General features: G+C 70.6%; 9 protein-coding genes and 4 pseudogenes. 6 read left to right on the top strand and 7 right to left on the bottom strand.

The genetic code is table 11. The annotated features are described in order from the left end of the window. Window positions 1–2: 2 nt before the first annotated feature. Window positions 3–1,007, top strand: a complete 1,005-nt coding sequence (locus AB8Z75_RS00565; protein WP_369199309.1) for an extracellular solute-binding protein — start codon at window positions 3–5, stop codon at window positions 1,005–1,007. Between the two features lie 74 nt (window positions 1,008–1,081). Beyond that, window positions 1,082–2,371, top strand: a complete 1,290-nt coding sequence (locus AB8Z75_RS00560) for a cytochrome P450 (RefSeq protein WP_369199308.1) — start codon at window positions 1,082–1,084, stop codon at window positions 2,369–2,371. 175 nt (window positions 2,372–2,546) lie between these two features. Here AB8Z75_RS00560 and AB8Z75_RS00555 read toward each other — a convergent pair whose 3' ends face one another. Further along, complete coding sequence (locus tag AB8Z75_RS00555) at window positions 2,547–3,233, bottom strand: ribonuclease H (RefSeq protein ID WP_369199343.1); 687 nt, start codon at window positions 3,231–3,233, stop codon at window positions 2,547–2,549. Window positions 3,234–3,712: 479 nt separating this feature from the next. On the opposite strand from AB8Z75_RS00555, the gene AB8Z75_RS00550 reads away from it, so the two are divergent. Continuing rightward, on the top strand, window positions 3,713–4,333 hold the full coding sequence (locus AB8Z75_RS00550; protein ID WP_369199307.1) for a DUF3592 domain-containing protein: 621 nt from the start codon (window positions 3,713–3,715) through the stop codon (window positions 4,331–4,333). On the opposite strand, the pseudogene AB8Z75_RS00545 reads toward AB8Z75_RS00550, so the two are convergent. Together AB8Z75_RS00545 and AB8Z75_RS00540 are read right to left on the bottom strand one after the other, a co-directional pair. Then, window positions 4,330–4,611, bottom strand: a pseudogene (locus AB8Z75_RS00545) (IS630 family transposase); the annotation flags it as partial. The gene AB8Z75_RS00550 and the pseudogene AB8Z75_RS00545 overlap by 4 nt on opposite strands. A gap of 203 nt (window positions 4,612–4,814) precedes the next feature. Beyond that, entirely contained in the window at window positions 4,815–6,428 is a 1,614-nt protein-coding gene (locus AB8Z75_RS00540) for a tetratricopeptide repeat protein (protein WP_369199306.1), read from the bottom strand. A gap of 190 nt (window positions 6,429–6,618) precedes the next feature. Here AB8Z75_RS00540 and AB8Z75_RS00535 point away from each other — a divergent pair. Then, window positions 6,619–6,852: pseudogene (locus AB8Z75_RS00535) on the top strand (winged helix-turn-helix transcriptional regulator); the annotation flags it as partial. A 9-nt stretch (window positions 6,853–6,861) separates the two neighbouring features. On the opposite strand, the pseudogene AB8Z75_RS00530 reads toward AB8Z75_RS00535, so the two are convergent. Both AB8Z75_RS00530 and AB8Z75_RS00525 read right to left on the bottom strand, forming a co-directional pair. Next, window positions 6,862–7,044: pseudogene (locus tag AB8Z75_RS00530) on the bottom strand (IS5/IS1182 family transposase); the annotation flags it as partial. Window positions 7,045–7,268: 224 nt separating this feature from the next. Then, entirely contained in the window at window positions 7,269–7,667 is a 399-nt protein-coding gene (locus tag AB8Z75_RS00525) for a cupin domain-containing protein (RefSeq protein ID WP_369199305.1), read from the bottom strand. A gap of 162 nt (window positions 7,668–7,829) precedes the next feature. On the opposite strand from AB8Z75_RS00525, the pseudogene AB8Z75_RS00520 reads away from it, so the two are divergent. Both AB8Z75_RS00520 and AB8Z75_RS00515 read left to right on the top strand, forming a co-directional pair. After that, window positions 7,830–8,260 (top strand): annotated as a pseudogene (locus AB8Z75_RS00520) (Rrf2 family transcriptional regulator). Between the two features lie 511 nt (window positions 8,261–8,771). Further along, entirely contained in the window at window positions 8,772–9,089 is a 318-nt protein-coding gene (locus AB8Z75_RS00515) for a hypothetical protein (RefSeq protein WP_369199304.1), read from the top strand. A gap of 260 nt (window positions 9,090–9,349) precedes the next feature. Here AB8Z75_RS00515 and bla read toward each other — a convergent pair whose 3' ends face one another. Beyond that, on the bottom strand, window positions 9,350–10,291 hold the full coding sequence (gene bla, locus AB8Z75_RS00510; RefSeq protein ID WP_369199303.1) for a class A beta-lactamase: 942 nt from the start codon (window positions 10,289–10,291) through the stop codon (window positions 9,350–9,352). 385 nt (window positions 10,292–10,676) lie between these two features. Next, window positions 10,677–11,288 (bottom strand): NAD(P)H:quinone oxidoreductase, encoded by a 612-nt coding sequence (gene wrbA, locus AB8Z75_RS00505; protein WP_369199302.1) that lies wholly within the window; start codon window positions 11,286–11,288, stop codon window positions 10,677–10,679. Window positions 11,289–11,372: the final 84 nt, after the last annotated feature.

Below are 11,372 nucleotides of genomic sequence, written 5' to 3'. Positions count from 1 at the left end.
CCGTGCACGCGGGACCCGACGCCCGCGAGATGACCCTGCGCGTGCAGACCTGGGGCGGCCGGTGGGGCAGCGCCCTGCGCAGCGCCGTCTCACGCCCCTTCGAGCAAGCCACCGGTGTGCGGGTACGGCACGAACAGCGCGTCGGGCTCGCGTTGTCGCCCTCGCTGCTCGGCGCCCTCCGCACCGGGAAGCGCCCGCCCGTCGACGTCGTCTGGTCCAACTCGGTGCCCGCGCTCAACGCCGCGCTTGCCGGGCACTGCGAGCCGCTGGATCCGGACCGTATGCCGGTCCTGGGCGCGCTCCGGGACCGGTCCCGCCCCGACGGTGCCCCGGCACGGTCGGTGGTTCACCCCTACGTCGTGTACTACGTGCTGGGCTACCACGAAGAGGCGTTCCCCGAGGGGCCGCCCCGTTCCTGGCACGTCCTCCTCGACGAACGGCACCGCGGCAGGATCGCCCTGTATCCGCACGGAAACGGCCTGCACGCCATCGCGCAGACACTGCAAGGCGGACGCGTCGAGGACATCCCCGCGGACATGGAGGCGTGCTGGAGTTTTCTGCGCCGCCTTCGCCCCCAGATCGCCGAACTCGAGTACAGCATCGGCATGGAGGAGCGGTTGCGCGCTCGCCACCTCGATCTGTGTTTCCGCGCTCTGCCCAACGTCCTCGCCTTCCAGACCGACCTGCCCGTCGGGTGGTGCGTGCCTGCCGAGGGAACCGCGGACACCACCGACGCGCTGTGGATTCCGCGCGGCACCCCGGAGGGAGTGCGCGACATCGCGATGCGGTACATCGCCTTCGCGCTGCGTCCCGACGTGCAACAGGACTGGTGCCGACGGCTCGGCGTGATGCCTGTGCATCCGGCGGCTCGTATTCCCCCGATGCTTCACCGCTCGGACCTTCCCGCGCACGCAGACGATTTCCGTGGAATTCTCCACGTCCCGGAAAGCGTCAAGGCGAGACGGCAAACCGAGTGGGAGGAAAAGTTCGCTGAGATCTTCGGCTGACCACCGAGACCTCACCGCGCCGCTCCGAGAAGTACCCGGTACGGCGCCGCATCGACTCATGGGAGAGAAACACCATGTCAGAGACCGAGGGAGCCACCACGGACATCGGCTCCGCACCCCGCGTGGGCGGCTGCCCGTTCGGCCCGAACGGGGCAGGCTTCAATCCGTTCGAAAAGCCCGGCTTCGCCGACCTCTACCAGCAGTTCGAGACGGCACGCAGCGCGTCCCCCGTCTTCTACAGCGAGCCTTTCCGCATGTGGATCGTCTCCCGGTACGACGACGTCCTGGGAATACTCAAGGACGCGGACCGCTTCTCGTCCTCCACCAGGCCGATCATCCTGTCGAGCTTCCCCGACGAGATCCGGGCCGCGCTGGTCAGGACGCACACCTTCGCCGCACCGAATCTGGCCTTCGACGGTCGTCCCGCGCACGACCGCCTGCGCGGCCCGGTGGCGAAGTACTTCTCCGCCAAGGCCATGATCCGCCGCGAGGCCCGCATACGCGACATCATGACCCGCTGTCTCGAAGAGATACCCGAGGGCTCCCCTTTCGACCTCGTCGAAGCGTTCGCGCGGCCCGTCGCCAGCCGGGTCATCATCGACCTCGCGGGCCTTCCTCCGGGGGACCACGAGCGGATCATGCGTTACCACGAAGCGGTCAACGGATTCTTCTTCGGAAACCCGCCGGTCGACAGGCAGCCGGGCTACGCGCAGGACGTGCAGGAACTCGAATCCTATCTCGCCGGCGTCATCGAACAGTGCCGGACGACCCCGCGGGACGGCCTGATCAGCTACCTTCTGGAGCTCGTGGCGAAGGGGGAAGCCGACTACAGCGACGCGGAACTCATCAGCCTGATCAGTTTCGACGTCCTCGCGGCGGGGATCCGCCCGGCCGGTTTCGTGATCGTCAACCTCTGCCGTGAGCTGCTGCGGGACCCGCAGCACTGGGACAGCGTCCGCGCTGACCCGTCCCTGTTCGACAGCGCCTTCAACGAGGCACTCAGGCGCTCCGGCATCGGGCTCGGTGTCTTCAGGACGACCACTACCGACGTGGAGGTGGCCGGCACCCCCATACCCGAGGGGTCGGTCATCTGGGCCATGGTGTCGTCGGCGGACTACGACGAGAGCCGGTTCCCCGACCCCGGGGTCTTCGACCCCTCCCGGACGAATCTCGCGAGCAGCCTGCACTTCTCCCAGGGGCTCCACTACTGCCTCGGCTCCTACCTCGCCCGGACCATCGCACGGGTCGGCATCGATCTGCTGATGCAGCGACACCCCGGTCTGCGCCTCGTACCGGACCAGACGGTCGAGTACGAACCCAGCATCAACCTCATGATTCCGGCGGGGCTCCTCGTGGAGCGCTGACCGCACCCGAGGGCCCCGGGCCACCTCCCCGCGGTCCCAGCAGGCCCGGGGAGAGGCGGCCCGCCCGGTCACGGTCCCGACGAGCCGCCGTCCGTGCCCGCGACCGTCCGTGCCCGGCGACCGTCCGTGCCCGCGACCGTCCGTGCCCGCGACTCGGCCGCGTACGCGCTCACCCCTACACGGCGGCGCCGTCACGGCAGGCCCGGTGGCCCCAGCCCGTCGCGATCTTGCCGATCTCCTCGCCCACCTCGTAACGGGACTTGCAGTGGCCGCAGCGGCCCGGGAACTTGGCCTTGATGACCGGGCCCGCTCCGCCACCCGGCCGGCGGGGCGTCCGCGCCTTGCGCGAGCGCGTCGCACGCGGCTTGTCCTCGGTGGCGGGGCTCGGCTGCGGGACGCCGGTCGCGCCGTGCGCGGTGCCCGCGGGGGCCTGCTCGGTGGCGGCGGTGCTGGCGGCGGCATCCGCGATGGCGTTGAGCGGATCACCGTTGACCTGGTGGGCCAGGACGTGCTCGAAAACCACGTCGCGGCCTTCGAGGAGGGCATCGATACGGACCACCAGGTCCTTGTTGGCCACGGGTTTCTTCGACGCGGTCAACCAGCCGTTGCGTTTCCACCCCGCGATCCACTTGGTGACCGCGTTCATCGCGTACTGCGAGTCCATCCGGACCTCCAGCGGCACCGCGGGGTCGGTGGCCTCCAACAGCTCCGCGAGCGCGGTGAGCTCGGCCACGTTGTTCGTCGTACGGCCGAGCGGACCCGCCTCCCAGCGCTGCGGGACGCCCGCGGAGTCGGCGAGCACCCAGGCCCAGCCCGCGGGACCCGGATTGATCTTGGCGGCACCGTCGCAGGCCGCGACCATTCGTTCTGGCATCCCTCGATCATGCCAGGCCGCACGGAACCCCTGACCCGTGACGTCCGTCCGGCAGCCGGACGCGCCGAGGCCGGTTCGACCCGGTGTACGGCACCGGCCTGTTCGAAGACACGTGCGGCCGGGCAGCGGCGGCAACCGGCCCGCAGGGCACACACCCCGGGGCGCGCCGAGGGACGATGGGTCCCTCCCCGCGGCGGATATGGGCGCTGTGCTCCATGGGCGTTTCCGCCCGTGTCGGCCAGGCTGGCGGGCGAGTCGGCTCCGCGCGTCCACCCCTCGCAGCCGGCAGGTCCGTCCGCCCCGCACCCGAGGAACGCCCATGCCGTGCCCGACCGCCTTGGCCGCCTCCGCTCTTTCCACGCCGGCGGGGCCTCCCGCGCACCGCAGGCCCAGCCGTGCTCCAGGCCTGCCCGTGCGCCTCCGCGCCCCCTCACCGACGGCCTGCGCCGCCCCGGGAGGGCTGTGAGATGACCGGCGGGACACCGCTCGCCCAGCCGCCTCCCCCACCGCGCCGCACCGTGTGGTGGAGGTGGCGGCGCAACCCGCTGCGGCGCCCCACCGACCAGCTGCAGGCCTGGATCGGACTCTGTCTGCTGCTGGCCGCGCTCTCGGCCACCGCCGTCACCGCCCTCGTGGCCGGTCGCGCCGCACATCAGCAGTTGCAGCACACCGCGGAGGCACAGACCCGCTCCCGGCACCAGACGCCCGCGGTCCTCGTCCACGACGCGCCGGCGCATCCGGAACCGGGTTCGGACGAGGAGCAGGAGACCCGGTACCCGGTCACGGTGCGGTACGCCGAGCCCGGTGGTGGGCAGCGCACCGGGCGGACCGAGGTGAGCCCCGGCCTCCCGGCCGGGGCCCGGGTACGGGTCTGGGTGGACGGGGACGGCTCGGTCACCGACCCGCCCATGACCCGCGCGCACGTCCGCCGGCAGGCACTCGCCCGAGCGCTGCTCGCAGCCGCCCCCGTCCCCCTTGCCGCCGCCGTGCTCCGCACTCTGGTCGACCGCGGAATCCAACGCCGCAACCTGGCCGCGTGGGGCACGGAATGGGCCCGGACCGCTTCTCGATGGACCGCTTCCAGCTAGTGATCCGAGTCAGAGATTCGTCCGCAGTAGGCGGCGACTTCGTCGAGGATCTCGTCGGCGGTTTTGGTCCAGTGGAAGGGCCTGGGGTTCTCGTTCCAGTCGGTGAGCCAGGCGCGGATGCCGCGTTCGAGGGCTTGGACGCAGCGGTGGACGCCGCGTTTGAGTTTCTTCTGTGTGAGCTCGGCGAACCACCGCTCAACCAGGTTCGGCCAGGACGAGCTGGTGGGGGTGAAGTGCAGGCGGAAGCGTGGGTGGGCCAGCGGCCACTTCTTGACCGAGGCAGCTTGAACGTCTGCGACCGGTGAGGTGCCAAGGCGCGTGCACGCCAGATCCGCGAGATCGCCGGCTGTGACATCCCCGTGGCCGCCGCCATCGATCTCGTCGACCAGTGGGGCGCGTTCTTCGGCTTCTCCTTCAGCGTTTTGACGACGATGCGGTGGTGATCTGTGCCGGCCCCGGACCAATTCGCCGAGCGGAATCATCAGGAATATCTCACCCGGGAAATGTTCCAGGCGAGTTCGTTACGGCTGTGCAGGGTGTCGGGATGATCTTGCCCCAGCACTCGGGCCCGGTCGGCGGCCACCCGCTCCACCAGCTCCGCTGCTTCCGCATGACGCCCAGCCCGACCGAGGTTCATGGCGTGGTTGTGACGGCTCTGGAGCGTGTCGGGATGATCCTGCCCCAACACTCGCGCTCGGTCGGCGGCCACCCGCTCCACCAGCTCCCCTGCCTCCACTTGACGCCCAGCCTGACCGAGATACAAAGCGTGGTTGTGACGGCTGTGCAGGGTGTCGGGGTGATCCTGCCCCAGCACTCGGGCTCGGTCGGCGGCCACCCGCTCCATCAAGTCCGCTGCCTCCACATGACGCCCAGCACCACTCAGGTTCATGGCGTGGTTGTGACGGCTCTGGAGCGTGTCGGGATGATCCTGCCCCAACACTCGCGCTCGGTCAGCGGCCACCCGCTCCACCAGCTCCCCTGCCTCCACTTGACGCCCAGCCCGACCGAGATACAAAGCGTGGTTGTGACGGCTGTGGAGGGTCTTGGGATCGTCCGGCCCCAAGGTGCGCTCCTGGTCAGCGGCCAGTTGCTCCATCAGCTGGGCTGCGGCCAGCGGGCCGGCGGTCTTTGCCGTCTGCTGTGCCTCGGTGTAGCGGCGGGTCGACTCCTGTGTGGTGGAGGCGGCCGGGGCCGTGACCGTGGTGGCGCAGGCTGGTTGAGGGCCGGAGCTCGGAGGTGCGTGGTGCGGCAACAGGAGTGTGATCGTGTTCGACCAGGGCGTGGTGGTCGGCCCCTGCTCCGGCGGGCTCCAGGCCGAGTCGATGGTCTGGAGGATCTGGGTGAGAAGGGGCCGGTGGCCTGGCTCCTTGGCCAGGCAGGAGCCCACAAGATCGCGCAAGCCGTCGGGGACGTCGTTCAGGCGGGGGGCATCATCCACAATGCGGCGCAGCAAGGCCAGGGGCCGGCCTTCGCCAAACGGGCCCATCCCCGTGGCCGCGAAGGTCAACACGGCACCGAGTGCGAAAACATCGCTGGCAGGCCCTTGTGCGGCGCCGTCGACCTGTTCGGGGGACATGAAGCCGGGGGTGCCCGTGACCATGCCGGTGGTGGTCAGTGCGGTGCCGTCCACCGCGCGGGCGATGCCGAAGTCGATAAGCCGCGGCCCGTCGGCGGCCAGCAGCACATTGGACGGTTTGATGTCGCGGTGCAGCACCTTGGCTGCATGGATAGCCTGCAAGGCTTCGGTGAGCCCGGCGGCCAGCGGCCACAACGACTGCAGCGGCAGCGGCCCGGTCTTGGCCACCGCCAAGGCCAGGTCGGGCCCCGGCACGTAAACCGTTGCCAGCCATAGCGGGTCGCCTTCAGTTTCGGCGCCGACGATCGGGGCAGTGAAGGCCCCGCTTACGGATCGGACGGCCGTGACTTCCTGTCCGAACCGCCGCCTGAAGCTGGCCTGGCAGGCCAGGTTCGGATGGATGACCTTCACCGCCACCGCCCGGCCGGAGGGAGAGCGACCCAGGTACACCCGGCCCATCCCACCCTCACCCAACCGCCTGCGCAGAACATAGGGGCCGATCTGCTGCGGGTCGTCCACCGTTAACGCTTCCATACCGCCTGCCCCCTGGAGCCGTGAACCGCCGTGCCCAGACCGATACCGCCGGGGGTCCTACCCGCTTCCTCCCCGTGCTCAGCCTACCCACACCCCGGCGGATCCCGCGCCACCACCTCCGATTCCAGGGGTTACCGGGGACAGTTGACGGTGTGCCTTCTGAAGTTGCGGGGCACGGGTGCTGCCGACCTTGCGGGCGACCATCACGGCGCAGTACCTCCTACGTGAGCTGGAAGCGGACGGCGTCGTGCAGCGTGTCTCCTACGACGAGGTGCCGCCCCGCGTCGAGTACTCGCTGACCGCGGACGGGATGCGCCTCAACGACGCACTCCAGCCGTTGGCCGCATGGGGACGCGAGCGGCCGACCACGCGAGGGCTGGAGGAGAAGGCAGGCTGGGTTCCATTGTGAACGTGCGGGTCACAGCCACTCGTTGAGGGCCGCGACCAGCACGGTGGCTTCGTGGCGGACGGCGAGTCCGACGTATCGGGTGGCCACCGCCCGGTGGCGTTTCAGCCGGTTGATGCCGCACTCCACGGCATGGCGTTGTTTGTGGTCGTTCTTGTCGAACTTCGGTGGCCGCCCGCCGTGGGAGCCGCGCCTTTTGCTGATCCTGGACAACTACCCCAGACCGTTCGTCTGGACGAAAGCGGCCGACGAGATCCTCGACAAAGTCGCCGCCTACTGCCGACGAATCTCTGACTCAGATCACTAGCGCGGCGATGCCCCCGCGGCGGGGCGCCGTTCCGCCTTCGGCCCCGCCGCACCCGCCCAGCTGACTGTTCGGAAACCGCACACCACCGGTTCGGGGACTGGGCGCCGGCGGCTCAGGGCCCGGCGGGCCTGCGAATGCGCATGCCTGGACGGCGACGGTGCACCGTCAGGTACGACACGCCGTCCTCGCCGGCTGTGACGCTTCGGCTGGAGCCGTGGGGAAGCCACATCAGGCCGCCCTCGCGCAGCGGTCGGGCCTCTTGCGCCGTGCCGAGGGTGCCGCTCCCGCGCACGACGAGGAGGAGCACGTCCAGGTCCGGTTCGACGTGGGGCTCGATGTGCCTGCCGGGCGGTACGTGCACGAGGTTGGCGTCGAGCTGCCGCCCCGGCTCGGCGAGCCGCCACACCGCACCGGCCGGCGCGTTCTCCTCGGCGGCGAGCCCCTCGACATCGCACAGCGGCTTCGGCACCGGGACGTTCGAGGAGTGGGAGCCCGGGTCTGCGTCCGCCATGAGGTGTCACCGTCCGATGTGTGTACTGCGAGGTCGGTCCTTCACCGCCCCTCGCCTCCAACGCCGGGGCGGGTCGCGGATCCGGCGGGCGTGACGAAGCCCACGCGGTCGACGGTTCGCTCCAAATAGGAATCTAACATGCGCATTTGTTAACGTCCGCGCGTGCGGCTGACGAGATTCACCGACCTGGCGCTGCGTGCCGTGTGGCGGTCAACGAGCAGGGCGGGCCCCTGGCCACCCGCGACGTAGCCCGGATGATGGGCGTGCCGTACACGCACATGGCGAAGGCGATCACCAGGCTGCAGCACCTCGGCGTGGTCGAGGCCCGCCGCGGTCGCGGCGGTGGGCTGGAGCTGACCGGGCTCGGACGCCGCGTTTCCGTCGGCTGGCTGGTGCGGGAGTTGGAGGGCGAAGGCGAGGTCGTCTCCTGTGAAGGTGACCAGCCGTGCCCTCTCCACGGTGCGTGCCGTCTCCGCCGTGCGCTGCGCGACGCGCAGGAAGCGTTCTACGCCTCTCTCGAACCGCTCACCATCTCCGACCTGGTGGCACCGCCCGCAGGCCCGGTGCTTGCCGGGCTGGTCGGCCGGCCTTGACGCCACACACCGGCACGGCGCGTGGGCTCCTCGCGCACGTGAACCGGATGGGGGCCGCCACCCGTTCGGATGCGCCGGTGCCCCCGGCAGTCGGCCTCCGTCTGGCGCGAGCCCCTGCCCCTCGTCCGAGCGGTCGTCGAAGGGCTCGCCGGGCGGCGGACGAGCACCTTCGCACCCGAGTTGCGGCCATGGTGAGGCGCTGGTGGAGCTGCCGGCCGAAGACCGTGTTGCGGGCGATTCCGTAGCCTGCCTCACCCGGCCGCCGAGGGAGACACCGCCCTGCGGGGGACGCGCGGCCCGACGGGGAGCGCTACGGGGCGTGTTGTGCAACGCGAGCGGCGCGGTGGGGCTTGCGGCGGGGTGTGCGGTGGGCAAAGATCTGGGGCAGGTGGCCGATGCCGCGCCGCAGGTGCGTCGCGCGGTGGGGAAAGCCACCGGTGAGGGCGCGTCCGGGGGTGCGTGCGGGCCGGTCGATGACGCCTGCTACCGCACTGCTCACGGGGAGACTGCCATGTTTCGACTGCCACGCGTTGTGGGTGTGCTGGCGGCCGGCGCCGCTTTGATCGTCGTACCAGCTCAGGCCGCCGCGGCGGTCGGGCCGGCCACGCAGACGGGCGCACCGGGTGTCCTCGGCGCCTGTGCCGAGCTGACCGGCCAGGGACCGGGCTGGGCCTCCCTGCGCAACGACTGTGGCGTGGAGATCAGCGGTTCCGTCCAGTTGAGCTCCGGCGCGAGCCCCCAGTGCGTGTCGATCCCCGCGCACGGGACGAGCACCGTGCGCTGGGCAGGCACCGGGACGGCCGAGTACGCCTACGACTGCCTGACGTAGGAGACGGGCCCCGAGGCACGGTGCTGGACCGGTACGTGACCAGAGCGACCGGTAGGTGGCCGGAGCGACGGGACGTAACGAAAGCGACCGGTACGAGGCCGGAGCCCGGCAGGGACACGCTCATGAGGCGGGGCCCTCGTGGGCGGCTACGGGGGCGCGCCGGCGCACACGGGTACCCAAGGTGCCACAGGGGTGCCCAAGGTGCGCGGAGAACCTGAGGCGCTGGTTCTCGTCGGCCCGGCGTGTGGGCGGGCAGTGCGTCAGCGCACGACGCCGGGGAGCGCCGCCTTGGTGGCCTCTGCCAACAGGGCCTTGTCCGACTCGGATTCCCGGTCGTGGCCGCGGGACATCAGCGCGATGATCACCGGCGCTCCGTGCGGGCGCCAGGCCACCGCGATGTCGTTCTGCGTTCCGTAAGTGAGGCCCGACCCGGTCTTGTCCGCGACTTTCCAGCCGGCGGGAACACCGGCCCGGACGAGGTCATCGCCCGTGGTGTTGCCGCGCATCCACGTCGCGAGCAGCTTGCGCCGGTCCGGCGCCAGGGCGTCGCCGAGCAGAAAGCGACGCAGGTCGTCTCCCAGCGCGCGAGGGGTGCTGGTGTCGCGCGTGGTGCCGGGCGGTGTGTCGTTGAGATCCGGCTCGGTGCGGTCGAAGACGCTGGTCTCGTCACCCAGGTCGCGCATCTTCTGCTGCAGCCCCGCGGGGCCGCCGAGCTGTTCGAACAGCAGGTTGGCGGCCGTGTTGTCGCTGTACTGGAGGGCGGCCTTCATCAGGTCGCGCACCGACATTCCGGTGCCCAGGTGCTTCTTCGTGAGCGGAGCGTGGTCCAGCAGGTCATCGCGTTCGTACGTGACCACCTGGTCCAGTTCCGCGTCGTCGGCGTGCTCGAGCAGTGCCGCGGCCTGGAGGACCTTGGCTGTGGAACAGAACCCGAACCGCTCATCCGCGTGGTACTCCACCGTGCGGCCGGTGCCGGTGTCCACCACGTACAGGCCGAGCCTGCGGTCGTGCCGCTTCTCCAGTGTCGCCAGCGCGCTGGTGATGCGTGCCGGGGTGCGCGCCCCGGCGGAGGCGGACGGTACCGCTGAGGCCGCCGGCGGCGCCTCGGCGCCGGCGGTGCGCTCCTCACCGCACCCGCTGATCAGGCCGGACAGGAGCACGGGCACCGCGAGCAGCGTGACTCGCGTCTTCCTCGTTCGCATACGCGGCATCCTGCTGGGCGCCCACCCACGCGGGCAAAGACGGAAACGCTGCTGTCCATGCCGTTTCGGCATGAGTCCGGTGAGAGCCGAACCCATGTGCGGTCGCGGCGGGTTCACAGGCGCGCGCTGGCGGTTCTCAGGGCGTGCCGAGGCGCCGCCGCCGACAGCAGTCGGCGGCGGCAAGCGCTCGCATCGCGGCGGTCGGCACCCCTCGGCATCACCGTCCCGCGACTCGGTAGCCGACTCGGCGCGCGACTCGGCGCGCGACTCGGCGGGCGACTCGGCGGGCGACTCGGCGGGCGAGGCAGGGCCGCAAGGGGCCCTGCCCGGTTTCACGTGGAGGTCTGAGCGATCCGTGGCCTGCCGGAGACGTGCCGCCGAGAGGTCAGGCGGTGCTCCCCGCCTTGATTGCGGCCGCGATCTCGACTGCGCGGTGGGCCTGGTGGCGTGCCGCCTGCAAGGTCACGTCGCCGGGTGCGCCCTCACCGGCCACGTGGGAGGTGCCGTAGGGGTTGCCGGACCGGAACTGGACGGGGTCGGTGTAGCCGGGGGGCACGATGACGCCACCCCAGTGGTAGAACGTGTTCGCCAGCGCCAGGATGGTGGATTCCTGGCCGCCGTGGGGGGTGTTGGAGGCGGTGAAGGCCGAGTACACCTTGCCCGCGAGCTTGCCCTGGAACCACAGGGGGCCGGCGCTCTCCATGAACACCCGCAGCTGACTGGCCGGGTTGCCGAAGCGGGTGGGGGTGCCGAAGAGCACCACGTCGGCCCACTCCAGGTCATCGAGGTGCGCTTCGGCGACGTCTGCGGTGTCCCGGATGTGCCGGACCCACTCGTCCCTGGTGTTGATCACCTCCTGCGGAGTCGTTTCCACGACCTTGCGCAGCCTTACCCGCGCACCGGCCTTCTCCGCGCCCTCGACGGCTGCCTGCGCCAAGGAGTGCACGTTGCCCGTGCTGCTGTAGTAGATGATCGAAACGTTCACGGATGCCGACATCGGTTCCTCTTCCTCGTCATCGGGCTAGTGTTCCCTTCATCAGTTACGACGACGCAGCGCTGCGGAATGTGAGGCGACGCGCTC

The organism is Streptomyces sp. PU-14G (assembly GCF_041028275.1).
Taxonomy (GTDB): domain Bacteria; phylum Actinomycetota; class Actinomycetes; order Streptomycetales; family Streptomycetaceae; genus Streptomyces.
Note: the sequence above shows the minus strand (reverse complement) of the source record. Positions and strands in the feature narration are given on the sequence as shown.